This window comes from Acinetobacter sp. ANC 3903 (genome assembly GCF_002135315.1).
GTDB lineage: Bacteria > Pseudomonadota > Gammaproteobacteria > Pseudomonadales > Moraxellaceae > Acinetobacter.
In genome coordinates, this window is record NZ_NEGA01000024.1 from 1 (window position 1) to 19,656 (window position 19,656).

The window sequence follows — 19,656 nt, forward strand, 5'->3', positions numbered from 1 at the left end:
AATTGCAAATAGGTTGCTTCGAATTTCTGAAAAAAGTCATCGATCATGCAGAAGAAATATGTAAAATCGAACATGGTGGCTGAAGGTGTAGGAGGTGTGGTAACTCCCTAATGGTTTTCAGCCACCTTTTTTTCAAGTTAATTTCTTATCCGCGATTCAGGTTAACTAAAATAATGCCATTAAAATAAAAATTAGTATTTTTAACATTTAGTATTTGTTGTAATGAAATGGAATGATTCAGCACAAATTATTTTAACTTATCAAGTTTAAATAAGCCCCTTCCATATCGAAGAAAAGGCTTATACGGTAGTGTTGTGCCTTGCTTAAGCCGCAACCCAGTGACTTTTGACTTCTTCAGCATCTACATTGAGCATAACCTGATTTTCTTTAATTTCACTCACCCATGAAAGTGGAATAAGGTGATGACTACCTTCTTCATTTCTTGTTAACTTGACTTGATCTGTGCCTTGAAGGTGATCTACTGTTCCTACTTTTTTACCATCTACGGCAATTACGTCAGCATGTTTAGTAATGTCATTTACATTGATAGTAGCCATTTCATACCTCTCCTGTTAGCGGTAATCTTGCACCCTCTAATTTAAGGCATTCTCGAATCTTTGGCGCTATATGTATGCAAAAGGGAACAAATCTTTAAGCAACTTTACTTTAGTGCATAAAGATCATGCTTTAGAAAGAAATTTTTGCGTTATAGCTGTTTAAAAAATTGCAGCAGAATTTAATATTTAATCCTTTTCCTTATTGATGATTTTTATATTTTATATATGCAGATCAATTCTGAATTAAAATGGGATAGCCTTATTAAAATGGGATAGCCTTGTTTTTTTATCATTTTAAATAATAGAAATGCTGTGCTACCAGCAAATAATAAATAATAAATATTAAAGTTGAGTTGCTGCTGTACGATTTTTGGGTACAGCAAGATATTCATCCTGCATTTCAAAGAAGAATTGATTTGCTTCATCAGCGTTGCTATTCAACCAATCCATCCTGGCATTTTCTGGAATGACGATGACCGAGCGCTTTTCATCTTTTGGTGTGTGAAATTGCTTCATAAAGGGATGATGGTCAGCATTGATAGTGAGCAGGCTCATGGATCGAACCGGTTTATTCTCAATGACTGCATTTTCATAAATGGCGGCGAGGGTAAAAGGCAATCCATCTTTGCGGAAAATCGCATACCAGTGCGGTTTGCCATCTATATATTTGGGCTCGAAGATGGCATCGACAGGCACCAGGGCAAACTGATTTTTATGCCATGCATGACGAAAACTGGGTTTGCTTGCCACAGTTTCAGTTCTGGCATTATAGGTGTGACGTGCATATTTCAATTCTTTTGCCCAAAAAGGAATAAGACCAAATTTGGCAATATCCCATTCAGGTTGATCTGCACCATGCATTAAAATAGGGGCATCATATAATGGATAAATATGATCAGGATATTCAAACTGAGGCTCGGAAAGGCCTAGAAGAAATGCTCTATTTCTTTTAATTGCTTCAAAATTTGCGCACATGGAGCTATCTCTGAATTTTTTCTTGATTATCATTACAGCAAAAAAAATTCCTCCTCATGATTAATCTTACAAATTTAGCACCATTCATATTAAAACTAGTAATACGCTGTTTTAAGGTGTGAACAAGTCGGGACGCAAACTGAGCAGCCAGTCATTAAAGCGCTCGGACAGATCAATATGCCTGGTCTAAATTAAGATGAGTCATATTCATATCTATATAAGTCTATTTCGGCATGGATAAATAACTCTCCATAATGCGTACTTAGAAAAGTTTCCGCTTCAGTTTGAGTAATGAAAATTTTTGCCATATTTATATCAGTTGACCAATACCAAGGGCTGGCAAAGGCCAAATCCAGATCCGACATTTGCCAATTATGGCAGTCATCAAATTGATCTCGATAAGCGAGAAAGCTTTGATTTTTTCTAATGCAATAGAGTGTCATGGTATTCACCCCTTTCACGGGTAAATTGTGATTTTAAAGAAGCAGATTCATTGACACTTTTAAAAATTGTGAACAGCGAAAGCACATATCTTAAAAGCCAATGATAATCATGCTGTTATATTTTTTTGTAATGACATTATCCGACAAGCGGTAAAATAGCTCGGCTAGATGTGCCAATGAATCAAATAAAGCCCTCATGAGAGAGCTTTATGAAATTGCAGGATCAATATTTTTTAATGGTGTCTTTTTTTCTTGCCGCCACCATCTTGCTTATTTACGGTAGCCCAAGCAATGCGTTCCGCATCATCTTCGGCAAGTCCACGTTCTTTTTCACTGTCCTCAATATGTTTCGCTTGTCGCTTCTGCTTCTCTGTATAAGCTGATTTATCGCCTCTAGGCATAATGTATCCCTCTTTAGATTTACAGCTTTATTCATTTAAGCAAAAAAAAAATTATGCTGGGTAATAATATGTCGAGCTTTGGTGTGGGATTTGATTCATCATGATTCAAATGATATACAACGTTCTAACTGTTTAAATAGTTCAGCCATTAATAATCGTACCACCATTTACATGAATGACTTGACCTGAAATATAGCTGGCCTCATCCGAAGCAAGAAATAAATAAGCTGGAGCGACTTCGCTGGGTTGTCCCATTCGTCCCATGGGTGTTTTTTTACCAAAATTTTTTAATTGCTCTTCATCAAAACTGCTCGGAATGAGAGGCGTCCAGATTGGACCCGGCGCTACTGCATTGACTCGAATCCCGGTTTTATTTTTCAATAAATTTGTGGATAGGCTGCGGGTAAATGAAGTAATCGCGCCTTTGGTACTGGCATAGTCAATCAGCAGGTCATGGCCATGATAACTGGTGATACTGCTGGTATTGATGATTGAATCACCTTGGGTCATATAAGGGATCACTATCTGAGTTAAGTAAAACATGGATAAAATATTGATTTCAAAAGTTTTAAAAAGCTGTTGGGTGTTGATGTCGGTAATATATTTTTGTGGGTATTGCACGCCGGCATTGTTAATTAAGATATTGATTGTTTTAAATTTTTGAAGTGTTTTTTCGACTATCCTGCTTATTTCATCGTGATGCTGTAAATCGCATTTCAACAGCAGGCAACGGCGACCTTCTTTTTCTACCATTCTCTTGGTTTCTTCGGCATCTTGATCTTCCTCCAAATAGCAGATGGCAATATCTGCACCTTCGCGTGCAAACAACACTGCAATTGATCTGCCAATACCGCTATCACCGCCAGTGATCAGGGCAATTTTGTCTTTTAATTTATTGCTTCCTTGATAGTTGGGTTTGATGACTTCTGGTTGAGGATGCATTTGCGATTGAATACCCGGTTGATGGGCTTGGACTTCTATTGATGGGCTTTTTGGATATTTATACATATTCTTTCTGCTCCACTATTTTTTAAAATGCTTAAAATATATTAGGAGCTTTATAAGAGGGAGTTAGATGGAGCAAACATTAAATAACACAATCCATGAGAAAAATATCAATGCTTATATAAAGTACCTTTTACATTTAAATTCAGTTCAGAAATAGATCTCTTTCATAAATCAAAAAACGAGCACCTTTTTGATTGATATTTGTACTCTAACTTTCTTAGCATTCATGCATAATCTGCGGATGAAATACATTGATTCAAAGATGAAGCTTTCTGAAACACAGTTTAAGCGATATACCGGCATCTCATGGTCAACCTTTTATTTAATGGTTGAGCAATTGCAGAAGCATGTTCCAGCTAAAGGCAGACCACCCAAGTTAAGTGTGGAGGATCAGGTTCTGCTCTGTCTGAGCTATTGGCGGGAATACCGAACTTTATTTCACGTTGCTACGAGTTACGGGGTTTCAGAGTCAACAGCCTCAAGAATTGTACGTCATGTTGAAGATTGCTTGATTCAGTCCAAGCTGTTTAATTTACCGAAGAATTTGCCCGAAGGCGCAGGCATAGACTGGAATGTGGTGATCGTGGATGCCACAGAAATTCCAATTCAAAGGCCTAAAAAAACAGAAGAAAAGCTATAGTGGCAAGAAAAAGACGCATACCTTTAAAGTACAGGCCATCATTCATTATAAAACTCAGCAAATTCTGAGTTTATGCACTGATCGCGGTACGGTGCATGATTTCGAGCTATTCAAACGCAATTTAAAGCAGATTCCTTCATGAGCTTTTATCCTTGCAGATAAAGGCTATCAGGGAATTTATGCTGTGTACCCTAATAGCCTATTGCCGTTAAAAGCCAAAAGACGCTGTAAACTGGATTCTGAACTCAAAATCTATAATCAGGCAATCAACAAAAGAAGAATCGGGATCGAGCATGTATTTGGTCGCCTGAAGACCTTTAAAATTCTTGCTGAACGTTACCGAAATAGAGGTAAAAGGCTGGGTTTGAGATTCAGTTTAATCGCAGGAATCTATAACTCGGAATTGAGTAAAAAATGATTTATGAAAGAGGTCTAATATCATCTATTTAATAACCATTTTAGAGATCAAGTCATATTTTAAGTTTTGGCTTTGCCACTGATCAGGGGAATATCATTTCTAAAATCAAAGACCATTCAAGTTACATTAGAGCTAATAAAGTAAGCCATATATTAACATTTGATTCCTTATGATAGAGATCAAATGATAAGTCAAAGGCTAGAATATTATGATCAGAATTAAAAATCCGGCATCAGGTGAAGAACGAATGATTAACAAGGTTTTGGGAGATAAAGTCACCTTGGCCAAGGCCGAAGATCGTGCAGGTTATTATGATATGGAGAATAATCAGTTTATTCCCCGGCTGAATGAAACCCATGAGCTGATTGGTTTTGTGACACACTCGGATCATGCTGTTTTATGGGAAATTGTGAGATAACTTTTTTAAAATTTTCTAAGAGAATTTTCCAAGATAACTTATCCAGTCTGAGCGCTGTATTGCCTAAAAACGATGCTTTATAATGCTGCGCATGAATAGAGCATACCGAAACAAAGTTGAATTTTCTCTCATCCATTGGACTGTAGAACAGGATGGTTATTTAATAGAAAACCATTCTCTGAGCTTAGCCGAGTTACAAAAACGACTTCCATTTACTGAAGATCAGATCATCCAGCGAAAAGAAAGACTGGGTTTGTTTAGAAGAGAAAGGCAGTTAAAAAGACTTTAATGCTTATCATAAAGCCAATAAATGGAGATGACTGAAAATCTATTTAGTCTATTATTCAATGATCCCGATCATCGGGGTAATCCTCAAACACATAATTTCATTTCTTAAGCCTTTTTACATTTTTGCTGTAAATGTTGAACGGTGAAAATGTGTCATTCTTATATTCTGAATGATCCAACGACACAAGGATAAGACATGAAAAAAAATAGTATTAATAGGGTTGGTCGTCATGGTTGGCTTAACTGCATGTCAACGGGATACCGATAATGATCAGCAAGATCAAACTACATCTACAAGCTCCATGGATAAAGACAAATAAACCTTAAGCCTGCTGACCAAGTGGGCTTTTTACATACCGCTCTGTCGAAATAATAGAATGATTGTAATTTTGCATTTTGATATATTTTGCTAATGTCACGGTGCTTCAATTTATAGAAAATAACGCCCCAGCAATTGGCTGTCGTTTCTACGCTCACTCAGCGTATTCGTATTTTTGCCTACCGATTATGTAGGTATTTTTTTATCTTTTTATTTTGATATTTATCATCTTAGCACCCATATTATTAAGTAGAGATAGTTTTTCTCAACTAAGTGGGTGAGGTTAAATCTATGTTTAATTCTCTTCGTAAAATTTTCTGTCTGCATGTGTATGAGTACAGCTGGGATCATAAGCATGGATATGTTCAGGAATGCCGTAAATGTGGAAAAAATGATTAGCTTCATTTAATCCCAAAGGAACTGTTATGCCTTTTAAAATCTGAAAAAATTTAGATGATAGATTTAGGCTGAAAAAATGCAGTTTATATGTCTAACTTGAACAAAAAGCCAAGTTAGACTGTGTCGAGCTTGGGACTAAATAAAGAAATCATATCGCCTTTTATAAGCGTTGAGTAATCAATGTTAATGTGCTTGAGACTGTCTTTTTATAGATCAACCGCATAGATGAATGCAATTTACATTGAATGAAATTGACACAAAGTTAAGATTGGCTCATAAAAATTAAATAGTAAATTAATTAAATTATATAGACTAAACAGAGGGTGAAAATAAGATGGCTACTCGAGAACCCATGCAATTCAGTCAACATAATCAAGAACGCGAAAAGCCCAATCAGCAGCAACAAGAAAACCCAAAAACCAATCAACAAAATCAGCAACAAAATCCCCAAAAGCAACCCAATCAACAAAACGACCATCAACAAGAACATTTCCGCAGACAACCGAAATAAAATTGAGCTTTCATCTTCCTAAACTTTTGCATAAGAAGAGAAGATGTAGCTTCAATTTTTTGCAGATATTGTCTTATGGCTATTTTCTTTATGTATAAAGGTAACGATTATGGATTCAAGACAAATAAAAATGATCCTGGGTGTGATTGCAGTTATTGTTATTGCTTTAATTCTTTATTCTATGTACGAAAAAAATAAAGATGAAATGGGAGGCATGCCGGACAGACAGGGTAGCTCAATGTTGATTCCTGACAATGAACCACTCATCAATGTGTAAACTAAGATAAGCGTAAAGCAACTCGCAAAACTTTAAATCAATAATAAGCCCTCAACTGAGGGCTTATTTATATCTATTTCACATTCTTAAACTTAAGTACCATACGATGATTGCTATCGAATAACTTTAATTCATGGTCGGTCGCCTCGTAGCTGACAACCTGATTTAGGGCTTGTGCAAACTTTTGCGGTAAGTCGGTTGGATTTAAACAGGCTTTCTCTGTAGTGGCTAAATTGGAAAATTTAATTTGGGTATCTTGTACAGCATAGCCTCCCATAAATTGGTTGCAGCCATCACTACCACTGAGTTGGCTATTATCAAAACTGAGCATTGGAGCGGCAGGTGATAAAGTAGGATCAGCTTTATACTTAACTTGATTGATTTCGGTCATGACCCAGTTTTTGTTTTGCAATTTTGCTAAATGCCTTTCAGTAGAAGGATTTGGCATGGAGGATGTACAACCTGTCAAAACCATAGAGGCAGCTAGGCTGGTTGCTATCATCATTTTACTTAACATTTGCTTTCTCCAATTGATTTACTTTTTGTATTGTGAGGCAAACAACAGATGATGATTTTATAAAAATTTTCTTAATTCATTTGATTATTAACCAATAATCCACACAAATTGATCGAAAAACAAACATGGGTGATTTCAAAATAATCGGCAATAGATAATTAGTTTATTCCTTGAATTTTAATAGGGTATCTGTTTTAGTGATTGAAGCTTTTTGTTTAGATTTCTGCGATAGACATAATTCGCATCTAAGCTTGTTCTTCATATATGATTGAAGATAGCATCTCTCTAAAACTACAATGAGAGTACCCCCACACGATTATCAAAGGAGATAATGTCATTCACAACCTTAGTATTTTTGAACTGACGAGCTTTGATACAGACAACTTTAAGGTTTTGATTATGTTTTTCCATGCTGCCTCTAAGTTGACTTGATAATCTAGTATTCTTCGAATATTCTTTTAGAAACTCATTTTCTAATAACTTTTTTTAGTATGCAATTTGTTCATTACGTTTCTTTCTTAGGTGATCTGAATAATCTCTTATCGCTGAGACCACTCCATATTTAACAATAAAATAATATATGCCACAATAGTTCCTATAATTAGCAAGGCATATATAAGTTTAAAAGCATAGCTTGTTTCTAATATCTTTAGGATAATTTGAGTTGGATCTCATTCCCCATTCAAATTAGCTGCTATTTTATGGTTTCTCTTTTACTTTCAATACATCAGTTGCAGCTTTGACCATCTCTGTTGTGCTTTTCATTTGGTCAGAGATTAGGTTACTCATATCTTTATGAGCAGCTCCATCTATTTCACGCCCAAAGTATTTCAGCGCAAGTTCTTTACGCACTGAAGCAGCTTCTGCTGTTGGTATACTTTCCATAAAACTTGGGTAGGCTTGAAGCTCGACTTGGGTTTGATAGTTTTGGTCGGCAAGACGTTGATAGTGGGTGGATTGCTTTAAGAAATAAGTTATCAACGTAATACCAACTGCAAGGATTGAAAATTTGAAAATCCAAAACTCTATATTTTCTAAGCCCCACATAAATTGAATGGCTGATTTGAATAGGAAAAGATACGTGGCAACACCAAACACTGTAACAATACTGTAATAAAAATAATCTCTATATTGGACTTCTAACGCCCTATATTTGGCTACCGCTTCATTATAAATATCCTCTGTTCTAGCATTATCTGAAATATTTCTTAAGCGTCTGAATTCATTTAATTCCTGCTCAACATCTTTAATTGTATTCTTTAAAGGATCTTGAATAATCGAATTAAATCCACTCTTAATACTTTCAAATTCTTCTAGAAAAACAAAACAAGAATAAATATCTGCTTGTATTTTATCGGGATATTCTGATATGGTTCTTTTGGTATTTTCATCTAAATTTTCTTTTGGATTTTTTACTTTTTCAAGTGCAGTAAATATATATTTTAGCCTATTCTCTATCCCCTTAAGAAGATGAATTTCATCAGCTGATGTTAAGTCGTGTACTCTTTTTTTCATGGATTCAATATATATCTTCAAATTTGTGTCTGGTGTTTTTAGAATTGTTTCCCAATTTTCAATTTCTAACTTTGAAAGATCATTTATAGTTTTTTCTTTTTGGTTTTTAAATAACTCACTCTTCTCCTTTTTTGATTGAGCACTTTCAATTCCAGTTAAATCCACCCCAACCACCATATTTTTTATAAAGTATTGACGTACATATAATATCTGCGTTACTTTAATTTTTCTACAATAAAATCAATACTAAATCTTAACCAGTTATTTGAATGGCATCGAGAAAATCTCTAATACACATTAAAGTAGTCAACAAATCTTATGGAAAAATATTTTTTAGATTTTGTAGACTGTTAAATTGCAACTGGGAATAATTGAATGCAACTAGATGCAACTTTAAATGAATTCAAATTCTTGATAATGCAAGGATATGCAAACTAATGCAAGCTATTGCAATACAGCATAAACTAAGTGGATTCTACTTCTTCTACTATTCCATCGTCGGTACGTTCATGCCTTTTTGGAATTTGTATCTAGAAGATCAGGGCTTTAATTATCAAGAGATCGGATTATTATCTTCAATCGCAATTATTACCCGCTTTTTTGCGCCGTTCATTTGGGGATGGATTGCCGATAAGTCAGGCAAAAGAATGTTGTTGGTACGAATTGCGACATGGATGGAATGCTTTATTTGGTTCATGATTTTTCTGGTTCCAAATAGCTTCCAGTCGGTGGCACTGCTAATGCTGATTTTCAGCTTTTTTCAAAATGCCATTTTGGCGCAATTTGAAGGGGTAACCTTGTTCTGGTTGGGCGACAAGCGCACTCAGCTGTATGGAAAAGTAAGAAAATGGGGCTCTGTTGGTTTTATTGTTGGGGTGTTTGGGATTGGGGCTTTACTCGAAATTGTTCCGATTTCTATGCTTCCCCTGATGTTGTTGTGCATTGCATTTTTGGCTTTCCTCTGGTCTTTTAGCATTAAAGAGCCCAGCAGCGCTCCACAGTCTCAACAGCAATTAGAGCCACTCTTGCCCATATTAAAACGACCCGTAGTCGCTGCATTTTTTGCCATAGAGTTTGTTTTATTATTTTCTCATGCGCCATTTTATAGCTTCTATAGCAACTACTTGCATCAGGTTGGTTATAGCACCACTGAAATTGGCCTGTTGTGGTCAGTTGGGGTGGTGGCAGAAATCATCATGTTTGCCTTTGCGCATATTTTCCTCACTCGATTTTCATGGCGTAGCCTGGTCAGTTTGTGTCTGGTTTTAACGGGTGTGCGTTGGGTTGTGGTGGGATTGTTGCCTGACTTATTTATGGCACAGTTTTTAGCCCAGAGTATTCATGCTTTTAGTTTCGGCCTGTTTCATATGATTGCCATGCGCATTATCTTTCAAAATTTTTCAGCAGGTCAGCAAGGCCGTGGCCAGGCCATGTATAGCACCATGTGGGGCTTGGGGGTCGCCCTGGGAAGTATTTTGGCTGGAAGATATTGGTACGTGATTTCAGGAGAGATGGTGTTTGTGCTCGCCGGGCTTTCAACTGTTGTGGGTTTGCTGTTTGTACGCTGGCTACCGAAATATATTCAGCAAGCCTAAAAAGTCTTTAAAGAAAAGTCAGTATTCTATGCCCATGTTCAAGATGGTTCCCATGATGCCTCCTGTGATGGTTTTAGTCAGCTAGGCAAGGGTTTCATATCAAGAAGCAATGGTGATCTGATTACGCCCCAAAGCTTTTGAGCGATACAGGGCACGATCTGCCAGATTAATAATATTTTGCAAGCTCAGCTCGGTGGGTAAGCTCTGATGGGTAATGCCAATACTGGTGGTAATAAATAATAAATCTCCCTGAGGAAGTTGCATTGGGGTTAATTCAATTTTATTTCGAATTCGTTCAGCAATGGCCTGGGTTTCTTGCAGGGTGGTATTCATCATTAAAATCAGGAATTCTTCACCGCCTACACGTGCAAAAAGTTCATTGGCACGGATATTATCTTCAACCAATTGCGAAAAATGTTTGAGCACCAAATCACCGGTATGATGTCCATATTGGTCATTCATTCTTTTAAAATGATCCAGATCAAGCATGACCAGCGAGACTGAGTGGCTTTTAGCTTCACTCAGATATCGTTCACCTTTTTCAAATAGATGGCGTCGGTTAATGGTATTGGTCAAACTGTCGTGATTGGCCAGATACAACACTTTTTTATACAGTTCACGGCGGTTACTGGTAATAATGCACAGAACGAGTGGGGCAAAACCAAGCATACATAAACCAATACGCACAGAAATAGTGGTTGATAAATATGCCGAGGAGGAATCGGATAAATAAAAATAAGTCAGACTATGATAAGTCACCAAACATACAATGCTGTTAATGACGGCAACGATGAAAATAGGATAACTTAAAGCAGCCCAAATTAAGGCAGCCAGCGGATAAAGCAAGGCACCCGGTCCAGTGAAAATATGGGTAAAAGTCACTGAAATAACAATCGCAATCAGTGGTAGCAATTTGGTCAAATGAAATTGATTCAGCCTAATATCTTTTAAATATTTTCCCATTTCCTTTAATGTGGGGAAAAATAAAATAATCGGCAGAATGGTAATGCAATTGACGATTTCACCCGCCCACCACATGCCAAAATCAACCCCCCAGACGTTGCGTAGACATAAAGGTATCAGAAAGATAAGGAACAGTCGCAATGGCAAACAAGGCACTGGCCAAGCAACCGCCCAAGGCACAAATGGTAAATAAATATAAGAAGGTAAAACCTTGATTATAGTTTCGATAATTTAATTTCCAGTATTGGATAAAAAAGAACGAAATTATCACGTTAATCAGATTTGCGAGGCTAAGAACAAAGGTCAGTAGCAAGAAATTACCAGTCAGCAGATCTGCCAGCATGTAACCACTAAACGCACCTAACCATCCACCTAGGGTTCTTAAATGCTTAAAACGTAAAAATAATCCCAGCAAAACTGCATTTGCAGGCCATAAATAGGCTAAAAAGGTAACAGGTCTGGATAGAATCCCGCACAAACAGCAGCTCAGGACCACAGCGCCAATAATGAAAAAGGCAGGGGTATGTTGCCGTAACGAGGATAATTTAGATGAGGTTAGCAAAGTATGCAAAGATCACGTCCTTGTCACTCTAACATGGCGACTTAGTCAGAAGGATTAAAAAATTATTTTGCTATACTCTTAATTAAATAGAAATATTTTTAAGACGGATGAACATTTATTATACAACTGTATCATTATAAGTGGAGATCGTTATTTCGGTATTAGTCGGAAAGAATTGATTCTTTGCAGCTTGGCCGATGACTTTCTTGGGTAAATTCAGCCTGAAATTATATTGTTGCAATATGGTGATAAATACTGGTTTTTCATAAAAATATGCTAAGTTATAGCAAAGGATTCTTAGCACTGAATTGATGTATGAAAAAAACATATTTTACAATTTTACTTACATTGTGCTCATCTGTTGCGATGGCAAATGATAATCAAGCGGTAGTGGCAACAGAAGAAACGGATCGAGCTGAAAATTCGAATACCATTCGTATTGTGACTCGTCCAGAAATTGTTGGCTTATGGGGAATGCAAGTGGCCAACAATAATAAATGTATTGAATATTATAATTTTAAAAGTAATAACAATGTCATTATCAAAAGTGGTCAAGAGTGGTCATCTGGAATTTATGACTTTCAGCCGGCTCAAGAGGAGCGCTCTTTATTGTCTGCACTGGTTTTGCAGGTAAAGTATGACAATAATGAAAAAGATTGCTCGGGTCTGCAGGAAGACCAAACCGGTGAAATTTCCCAATATTTTGTGCAATGGAAGAATCCATCGACCATTAATTTCTGTAGTAATGACAAGGCAGAACAATGCTTTGCCACATTACACCGTGTGCTGCCTTAATGACTATTTATATTTTTTATACATAACTTTCAGCATATTAAAAAACCGCTCATAAAGAGCGGTTTTTTAGTCTTAAAGCTTTGTTCAAGAAGCTTCTTTATAGGCTTCCAGTTTTTTCAATAAGTGTTTTTCCAGATAATGAATATCCATCGCTTCTTTACAGAAATTCTCATCTTCCAGAATCAAATCTCGATGCAGCGGAATGTTGGTTTTAATTCCGGTCAAGATCATTTCTTCTAATGCCTGTTTCATACGGGCAATGGCAGTCTCACGATCTTTACCATGGGCAATGAGTTTAGCAATCATTGAATCATAGTAAGGTGGAATACTATAGCCTTCGTAAATATGTGAATCTAAACGAATACCGGCACCACCTGGAGTGTAGTAGTGCTCGATTTTGCCTGGAGATGGAAGGAATGTGGTTGGATCTTCCGCATTGATACGGCATTCAATAGCATGACCACGTACTTCCACTTGATCTTGTTGAATTTCAAGGCCAAGTCCGCCAGCAATACGCAATTGCTGCTCAATAATATCAATACCAGTGACCATTTCGGTAACAGGGTGTTCAACCTGAACACGGGTATTCATTTCAATGAAGAAGAATTCACCATCTTCAAACAGGAATTCGAATGTACCCGCACCACGGTATTGCATGAGCTTACATGCATTGACGCAGGCTTCTAAAATTTCAGCGCGTGCTTCTTCTGGTAAGCCTGGTGCAGGTGCTTCTTCCAGTACTTTTTGATGGCGACGTTGCAGTGAACAGTCACGATCATACAAGTGAATCGCATGGCCATTACCATCTGCCAAAACCTGAACTTCGACGTGACGCGGTTTTTGCAGGAAGCGTTCCATATAAACCGTGTCATCACCAAACCACATTTCAGCGTCACGTTGTGCCGCCTGAACGGATTCAAGTAAGGTATCTACACGTTCAACAATACGCATACCACGACCACCACCACCAGAAGCAGCTTTAACAATCAGCGGGAAGCCAATTTCTTTTGCTTCTGCGAGGGCGTTGTGAATAGTCACTGCATGGTCACAGCCTGGTACTGTTGGCACGCCGGCTTTTTTCATGGCAATAATGGCAGAGACTTTATTCCCCATCAGGCGAATATGTTCTGGACGTGGACCAATAAAGATAAAACCAGAATTTTCTACAATTTCTGCAAACTCGGCATTTTCCGACAAGAAGCCATAACCTGGATGGATGGCATCTGCACCGGTAATTTCAGCAGCAGTAATAATTGCCGGGATGTTTAAATAGCTTTCGCTACTTGCACCCGGACCGATACATACAGCTTCATCACAAAAGCGTAAATGCATCAGGTCTTTATCGGCATCGGAATAAATACCTACGGTTTTAATTCCTAAAGTTCTGCAAGCCCGGGTGATGCGTAAGGCAATCTCACCACGGTTTGCAATCAAAACTTTTTGCAACATTGTAAGTCCCCGTGGTCTTAGGCGCGATAGCGGAACAAAGGTTGACCGAATTGAATTACTTCGCCGTTTTTCACCAGAATTTCTTCAATCACGCCGCTTTGAGTTGCTTCAATCGGGTTCATGATTTTCATGGCTTCAATAATACCCAGTGTTTCACCGGCAGAAACGGTCTGACCCACTTTAACGAATGGTGCTTCGCCTGGGTTTGGTGCAGCATAGAACACACCAACCATAGGAGAGTTTTCAACTGCGCCGCGCGGTGTTTTTGCAACCGGTGCTGCAGCTGCGGCTACAGGCATTGCAGGAACAGCTGCTGCTACCACTGGATTGCGACGGGTTAAGGCGATGGATTGATCACCTTCTTTAACTTCAATCGCTTGTAAGTCAGATTCAATCATCAGATCGATGAGTTTCTTGATTTTACGGATATCCATGAGACAGTATTCCTAATTATGGTTGCGTAGAAGGTTGGATTTTGTCGATGGCGAAGTCCAGTGCAGCGGTATAACCTTTTGCACCTAAACCACAAATTACGCCAACGGCTTTATCGGATAAATATGAATGATGTCGAAATGCTTCACGTGCGTGTACATTGGACAAATGAACTTCAATAAAGGGAATGGCAACACCAAGAAGCGCATCACGTACTGCAACCGAGGTATGGGTTAATGCTGCAGGATTGATAATGATGAATTGAACGCCTTCTTTTTGTGCCTGATGAATTCGGTCAACAATGGCACCTTCCCAATTGCTTTGGAAGGTATCTAGAGAAAGAGATGCATTTTGAGCTTGGGCGATGAGCTTTTGATTTATATCATCCAGAGTAAGGTGTCCATAAACTTCAGGTTCACGCATACCTAGTAAATTTAGATTCGGTCCATGAATAACCAAAATGGTTGAGCTCATTCAGCTTGCTCCAATTATAAGTTTGCAAATATACCTTGCAAGATGTCAGCAAAGTTTGCGTATTATGGCATATATTTCCGTATTTCTATTATGAATTGTTTGAATTGAAACGGAAGCTATGTGTCAAAACTGAACTATATAATGAGAACTTTGCAGGTAATTGGCAATGTTAAAAAATGACATTTTTTATAATTATTACTATTTTTTACATTGTAAACTGAATTGACCAAAACAGTTCATTTATTTTGTGTAACATCCAGCGCAGAGTCATTAATCGTAAGCATTTCTTGCCAGCAAGTGGTATAGTGTGGAGAGCGATGGTGCTGTTTCATATGCCAGGCTGGATTGGCAGAATGATAGCCAATTTGTATGCAATCCGAGCCATAGCGTTGTTGCATTTGCAATAGGGTTTTCATTAAACCCTCACGTTGCTGAATCAGTGCTAGGGGTTGCCATAAGTCATGAGTATATTGTTGCTTAACATGCAAGGCACTAAACATCACTTCCACTTTAATGTATTTCTTATTTTCCTTAAATAAAACATCTATTTGCTTTAATGCTACAGCATTTAAAGCCAGTAAGTCATCGCTTGCACATTCCAGACCCAGAGCATGAGAGATACTTTTTTTATAGGGAGGATTGGGGATCTTTTCATAGAGTGAAACATGGACGCAGGCACACAGTTGCTGTTGCTTGATTAAGCGTTTATGGGCACGGTTGATATGAAAAATGACGGCTTGTTTGATAATTGATTTTTCAGTCAATGCTGAAGCAAAACTTCGTGAAGAAAGGATTCTTTTTGCCGGTGTTGCAGGGTCATCCAGTGCAATACAGGATTGACCTTTTAGTTCACGAATGGTCCGTGCAATCGTCACTGAAAATTGTTTGGCAAGATGATGTTCATTGGCAAAAGTTAAGTCATAGCAACTATAAATTTCATAGTCTTGAAGCTGTTTGCTGATTTTACGACCAACGCCCCAAATCTCGCTAGCCGGTGTTTCTAAGAGCAGGCTTTCATAACTGCATAAATCTAAATGAGGTAAATAGCATAGAGAGTTAAAACCACTTCTTTTTTTTGCAAAATGATTGGCCAGTTTGGCTTGGGTTTTGGTTGTGCCAACTCCCATACAGCAGGGCAAGCCAAGCCATTGCTCAATGCGCTGGATTAAGTCTCGACAATATTGTTCTACATCAAAATTTTCTGCATAGCTGTTCAGTTGGATAAAACACTCATCGATGGAATAAGGTTCTAAATCATCTGGATGGAAATGCTGTTCCAGAATCGAAAAAAAGCGCCGTGACATATCTGCATATAAAGCATAATTACTGGAAAATACTTTTACTCCCGCCGCTAAAGCCCATTGCTCAACTTCATACCAAGGAATGGCCATACCGATATTTAAGGCCTTGGCTTCATTGCTTCGGGAAACCACACAGCCATCATTATTGGAGAGTACTACTACTGGCTGGCCATTCAAATGAGGATTGAATACCCGTTCGCAGTTGACATAGCAGTTATTAATATCGATTAAAGCAAAAAGTTGTTGTGCCATTTTTATTCTTGAAATTGTAACGTTTTCAAAATTAGAATAATCAAATCGCTCAGTAATTTCAAATTTAAAAAAATGAAGATAATCAAGAGTGCATTCGATAAAGAGCTTGAGCAGCCTGTAAGCTTCAGTGTAATTACAGTTAATAGCGTAAAGATCAGATTTAATGATGCATTAAAAATCAGTAAATTAATATTTTGATCATTACAATGAATTAAGTCGATACAGTTTGCGGGTTGGTTAAGTAGAAATATCCGTTAGATTAATAAGAGTCGTAATACATACGGCATATCCTAGTAATCTGATTGAGCAATCAGTATCTAGTAATCAATGCAAAGGATGGATATGAAAATGGCTAATCAACAACAATCGAATCCGCAAAGCGAAAATCAAAAGCATCAACAGCAGCAACAACAGCAGCAAGACAATCAACGTCAGCAAAACCAAGGCAATCAACGCCAACAGCAGCAAAAAAACCCTCAACAGCAAAAATAATCCTCAGCCAAGCTAAGGATTCATCACAAAGCCTCAAGTTTACTTGAGGCTTTTTATTGGTCTATTTTGAAAGGTAAAAATTGTGACCTGTTTGGGCTGTGTATTAATCAATAAGGGATACCGGCCATAAGAGGTATTAGCGCAATTTTTTTAAAATACAGGTCACTACACCCCAAATAATCAGCTGTTCTTCACAGTGCAAATAAATATCCGGATATTCCGGATTTTCTGCTTTTAACCAGATATTCAATTCTCCATTTTTCTGTTTTTCTATCATTAATCGTTTAACGGTAAAGTCATTATTGATTAAGGCCAAAACGATATCGCCGTGTTCTGCCTTTAGGCTACGGTCAATTAAAATCTGGTCATCAATGTCTATGCCTGCATTTTTCATCGACAATGAATTCACGCGTAATACAAAGGTACTTGAGGGGTTATGCACCAGATAGCGGTTTAAATCGATAAAGTCTTCCGCATAATCCTGAGCCGGAGAGGGGAAACCGGCAGCGACTGATTCCAGAGGGTAAGGAATATCGAGCTGGGTCTGAATCTGTATAGGATGCAGTTCAATCTTCTGACTGCGGTCATCTGCAGGTTTGGGTTTTAACCAGGACTTGATTTGCAGCACTTTAGACTCTGGTACACGCATCACCACGGTTTTTTCTTGATATTGGGTTTTACGGCCGGCATTTTTGCGTTTGCCGCCGTGACCATGCTCAGTGCTTATTGTGGATTCTTTGGTATCGTGAAGTTTCATTTTAATCTTTTTGATTTTGTAACCTTTTCAAGCCTAGCAAAAAATACTTAAAATAAAAAGTTTAGCCATGCTAAATCGTTCTAAGTTAAACTGTCGCTATTCGGTTTTTATCTGCCAGAGAAGCGCAATGTCAAAAAATTCCCAACTTTCACCCTTAGAAGAACTGATTGCAGAACAAAAGTTATTGTGTGAGGAGTTTGATTCCGCCTATATCCAGGTAAGTGGTGATGATGTGATAGCCATTGCGGTGCAAACTTTAAATAAAGAACCGATTGTCGGAATTCGTAAGAAACCAGAAACTGATGAAAATATTGGCTGGTTTATTTACGGTGGCGAGTTGGAAGCAGGAGAAGACTTTTTCCAGACCATGACGGTTCGCGAGTTACAGGATATTTTACCTGAAGCACTACCATACCTCGCTTTGGCTGTAGGTTTCCGTTTTATGATTGATCGTGAAGACTATGAAGATGTCTGGAAAGAAGAACAGTAATTCATGAGCCACTTCATTAGTGGCTTTTTTTTGACACATAGAATTTAAAACTCCTTGTTCTGAATAAAGGTATTATTCCCCAAATAAGCTCACTGCAAAGCGTTACATTTCTATGTTGGTGTATTTATAGACAATTATTGCGGCTATGTTAATATAATAGGCAAATACACCTTGTGTAACGGGAGTTGTTCCATGACAGCTTATACCATCATGAAAGCAGGCAAATATGAGGATGACATGATTCCTAAACTTGCCATACACGCTTTCCGTCATGCCTTTAACAAAGCATGTGCGGCAGCAACGGTTGTTTACGCAAAAGATCAGCAATTGCTACAACACGAAGTCAATGGACAAGAAACCGTGATAGCTGACTTGCATCAAGCCTATATCAGTGTTGATCATCTTCCTCAGGTTTTAAAACGCAAGAGAAAACAAGAGGCAGCTGTATAACTGAATGCCTCAACCAAGAATAAGGATGTTTGCCGGTCCGAATGGATCTGGAAAAAGTACCGTCAAAGAATATTTATTGCCCCATCATATTGGGGCTTATTTAAATGCCGATGACCTGGAACATAATCTGCGCTCGAGTCAGCGACTGGATTTAATGGCCTATCATCCTGCATTAAAAGCCCAGGCTCTAGTTACTTTCCTTAAGCAGAAAAAACGTCCTCAATCCGGGCAGCTAGTTGCTTTACTGCAACAAGAGCCTAAAGTAGTCGATGACTGGAATATCCAGTTTCATGCATCAGAAATAGATTCTTATCTTTGCGCACGGATTATTGACTATATCCGGCTGGAATTTTTGCGCTTAAAAATCAGTTTTACCTTTGAAACGGTAATGTCGCATATTTCTAAGGTCGAGTTTCTACAACAAGCACAGCGGCAGGGGTTTAAAACCTATTTATATTATGTTTCTACGGTAGACCCGCGAATTAATATTGCCCGGGTTAAATATCGGGTGAGTGTAGGTGGACATCCTGTTCCAGAGCAAAAGATTGTGGAACGTTATTACCGCAGTATGGATTTGCTCATGCAGGCGATCGATGCCAGTGATCGTACCTATCTGTTTGATAACTCATCCAATGGCGAAAAAGCGGCCTTTATTGCCGAGATTGAAGCCGCTGAAACATTGAAAATGAATCCGGCGCTTGAGCAATTGCCGTGGTGGTTTGCAGAAAAAGTACTGCAAGATTTTATGGAATAATTCTTTATCTCAAGATCACTAACAATAAGATAGATTCTAAATTATTGATAGGCAGCTTGATTTTTGGAATTGGTTGGGGGATTGCTGGAATCTGTCCTGCACCCAGTCTGACTTTAATTGGTTTGGGATATTATCAAGCCCTTTACTTTATAGCCGCCATGTTTGCGGGCATGCTGATTCAGCGCCAATTGATGGGAAAATAAG

At 38.0% G+C, this 19,656-nt stretch carries 22 protein-coding genes and 3 pseudogenes; 12 read left to right on the forward strand and 13 right to left on the reverse strand.

Annotated elements, in window-relative coordinates; all coding sequences use genetic code 11:
- Positions 1-323: 323 nt before the first annotated feature.
- The 5 genes from B9T29_RS15290 to B9T29_RS15310 all read right to left on the reverse strand — a co-directional run bounded on the left by B9T29_RS15290 (position 324) and on the right by B9T29_RS15310 (position 3,384).
- The gene (locus B9T29_RS15290; RefSeq protein ID WP_086176742.1) at positions 324-557 is read right to left on the reverse strand and encodes a DUF2171 domain-containing protein; all 234 of its coding nucleotides are present in this window, start codon (positions 555-557) and stop codon (positions 324-326) included.
- A gap of 342 nt (positions 558-899) precedes the next feature.
- The gene (locus tag B9T29_RS15295) at positions 900-1,532 is read right to left on the reverse strand and encodes an SOS response-associated peptidase (RefSeq protein ID WP_086176743.1); all 633 of its coding nucleotides are present in this window, start codon (positions 1,530-1,532) and stop codon (positions 900-902) included.
- A gap of 191 nt (positions 1,533-1,723) precedes the next feature.
- Positions 1,724-1,975 carry a hypothetical protein gene (locus tag B9T29_RS15300; RefSeq protein WP_086176744.1) on the reverse strand — a complete coding sequence of 84 codons (252 nt, stop codon included), beginning with the start codon at positions 1,973-1,975 and terminating at the stop codon, positions 1,724-1,726.
- 233 nt (positions 1,976-2,208) lie between these two features.
- Entirely contained in the window at positions 2,209-2,376 is a 168-nt protein-coding gene (locus tag B9T29_RS16335; RefSeq protein ID WP_086176745.1) for a hypothetical protein, read from the reverse strand.
- 141 nt (positions 2,377-2,517) lie between these two features.
- Positions 2,518-3,384, reverse strand: coding sequence for a glucose 1-dehydrogenase (locus tag B9T29_RS15310; RefSeq protein ID WP_086176746.1), 867 nt, complete (start codon positions 3,382-3,384; stop codon positions 2,518-2,520).
- 262 nt (positions 3,385-3,646) lie between these two features.
- On the opposite strand from B9T29_RS15310, the gene B9T29_RS15315 reads away from it, so the two are divergent.
- From B9T29_RS15315 to B9T29_RS16215, 5 genes and pseudogenes are all read left to right on the forward strand, one after another.
- Entirely contained in the window at positions 3,647-4,024 is a 378-nt protein-coding gene (locus tag B9T29_RS15315; protein ID WP_171264071.1) for a transposase family protein, read from the forward strand.
- Positions 3,972-4,442, forward strand: a pseudogene (locus tag B9T29_RS16670) (transposase family protein). The gene B9T29_RS15315 and the pseudogene B9T29_RS16670 overlap by 53 nt, the downstream one beginning before the upstream one ends.
- 208 nt (positions 4,443-4,650) lie before the next feature.
- Positions 4,651-4,860: a hypothetical protein gene (locus tag B9T29_RS15325; RefSeq protein ID WP_086176748.1), complete on the forward strand. Its 210-nt coding sequence runs from the start codon at positions 4,651-4,653 to the stop codon at positions 4,858-4,860.
- 1,340 nt (positions 4,861-6,200) lie between these two features.
- Positions 6,201-6,377 (forward strand): hypothetical protein, encoded by a 177-nt coding sequence (locus B9T29_RS16340; RefSeq protein WP_171264072.1) that lies wholly within the window; start codon positions 6,201-6,203, stop codon positions 6,375-6,377.
- Between the two features lie 109 nt (positions 6,378-6,486).
- The gene (locus B9T29_RS16215) at positions 6,487-6,654 is read left to right on the forward strand and encodes a hypothetical protein (protein ID WP_143223905.1); all 168 of its coding nucleotides are present in this window, start codon (positions 6,487-6,489) and stop codon (positions 6,652-6,654) included.
- Positions 6,655-6,727: 73 nt separating this feature from the next.
- Here the strand turns inward: B9T29_RS16215 and B9T29_RS15335 are convergent, their stop codons facing one another.
- Both B9T29_RS15335 and B9T29_RS16685 read right to left on the reverse strand, forming a co-directional pair.
- Positions 6,728-7,171, reverse strand: coding sequence for an META domain-containing protein (locus B9T29_RS15335; RefSeq protein ID WP_086176749.1), 444 nt, complete (start codon positions 7,169-7,171; stop codon positions 6,728-6,730).
- A 699-nt stretch (positions 7,172-7,870) separates the two neighbouring features.
- Entirely contained in the window at positions 7,871-8,851 is a 981-nt protein-coding gene (locus B9T29_RS16685; protein ID WP_228146631.1) for a hypothetical protein, read from the reverse strand.
- 272 nt (positions 8,852-9,123) lie between these two features.
- Here B9T29_RS16685 and B9T29_RS15345 point away from each other — a divergent pair, with 272 nt between their 5' ends.
- Entirely contained in the window at positions 9,124-10,281 is a 1,158-nt protein-coding gene (locus B9T29_RS15345) for an MFS transporter (RefSeq protein WP_086176750.1), read from the forward strand.
- Positions 10,282-10,380: 99 nt separating this feature from the next.
- Here the strand turns inward: B9T29_RS15345 and B9T29_RS15350 are convergent.
- Positions 10,381-11,806: pseudogene (locus tag B9T29_RS15350) on the reverse strand (diguanylate cyclase).
- A gap of 315 nt (positions 11,807-12,121) precedes the next feature.
- On the opposite strand from B9T29_RS15350, the gene B9T29_RS15355 reads away from it, so the two are divergent.
- Positions 12,122-12,601 carry a hypothetical protein gene (locus tag B9T29_RS15355; protein WP_086176751.1) on the forward strand — a complete coding sequence of 160 codons (480 nt, stop codon included), beginning with the start codon at positions 12,122-12,124 and terminating at the stop codon, positions 12,599-12,601.
- An 84-nt stretch (positions 12,602-12,685) separates the two neighbouring features.
- Here B9T29_RS15355 and accC read toward each other — a convergent pair whose 3' ends face one another.
- The 4 genes from accC to B9T29_RS15375 all read right to left on the reverse strand — a co-directional run bounded on the left by accC (position 12,686) and on the right by B9T29_RS15375 (position 16,509).
- Positions 12,686-14,050 carry an acetyl-CoA carboxylase biotin carboxylase subunit gene (gene accC, locus B9T29_RS15360; RefSeq protein WP_086176752.1) on the reverse strand — a complete coding sequence of 455 codons (1,365 nt, stop codon included), beginning with the start codon at positions 14,048-14,050 and terminating at the stop codon, positions 12,686-12,688.
- Positions 14,051-14,067: 17 nt separating this feature from the next.
- Entirely contained in the window at positions 14,068-14,484 is a 417-nt protein-coding gene (gene accB / locus B9T29_RS15365) for an acetyl-CoA carboxylase biotin carboxyl carrier protein (RefSeq protein ID WP_086176753.1), read from the reverse strand.
- Between the two features lie 16 nt (positions 14,485-14,500).
- On the reverse strand, positions 14,501-14,956 hold the full coding sequence (gene aroQ / locus B9T29_RS15370; RefSeq protein WP_086176754.1) for a type II 3-dehydroquinate dehydratase: 456 nt from the start codon (positions 14,954-14,956) through the stop codon (positions 14,501-14,503).
- Between the two features lie 236 nt (positions 14,957-15,192).
- Positions 15,193-16,509 carry a Y-family DNA polymerase gene (locus tag B9T29_RS15375; protein WP_086176755.1) on the reverse strand — a complete coding sequence of 439 codons (1,317 nt, stop codon included), beginning with the start codon at positions 16,507-16,509 and terminating at the stop codon, positions 15,193-15,195.
- Between the two features lie 348 nt (positions 16,510-16,857).
- Between B9T29_RS15375 and B9T29_RS16345 the strand changes: the two genes are divergently transcribed.
- Positions 16,858-17,001: a hypothetical protein gene (locus tag B9T29_RS16345; protein ID WP_171262914.1), complete on the forward strand. Its 144-nt coding sequence runs from the start codon at positions 16,858-16,860 to the stop codon at positions 16,999-17,001.
- Positions 17,002-17,137: 136 nt separating this feature from the next.
- Here the strand turns inward: B9T29_RS16345 and B9T29_RS15380 are convergent, their stop codons facing one another.
- A complete protein-coding gene (locus B9T29_RS15380) occupies positions 17,138-17,758 on the reverse strand; it encodes a LexA family protein (protein ID WP_086176756.1) in 621 nt (206 codons plus the stop codon).
- Between the two features lie 127 nt (positions 17,759-17,885).
- On the opposite strand from B9T29_RS15380, the gene B9T29_RS15385 reads away from it, so the two are divergent.
- The 4 genes and pseudogenes from B9T29_RS15385 to B9T29_RS15400 all read left to right on the forward strand — a co-directional run.
- Positions 17,886-18,248 (forward strand): hypothetical protein, encoded by a 363-nt coding sequence (locus B9T29_RS15385; RefSeq protein WP_086176757.1) that lies wholly within the window; start codon positions 17,886-17,888, stop codon positions 18,246-18,248.
- Between the two features lie 192 nt (positions 18,249-18,440).
- Positions 18,441-18,698 carry a hypothetical protein gene (locus B9T29_RS15390; protein WP_086176758.1) on the forward strand — a complete coding sequence of 86 codons (258 nt, stop codon included), beginning with the start codon at positions 18,441-18,443 and terminating at the stop codon, positions 18,696-18,698.
- Between the two features lie 4 nt (positions 18,699-18,702).
- Positions 18,703-19,452 (forward strand): zeta toxin, encoded by a 750-nt coding sequence (locus B9T29_RS15395; protein WP_086176759.1) that lies wholly within the window; start codon positions 18,703-18,705, stop codon positions 19,450-19,452.
- Positions 19,440-19,655, forward strand: a pseudogene (locus B9T29_RS15400) (DUF6691 family protein); the annotation flags it as partial. The gene B9T29_RS15395 and the pseudogene B9T29_RS15400, both read left to right, overlap by 13 nt.
- Position 19,656 lies beyond the last annotated feature (1 nt).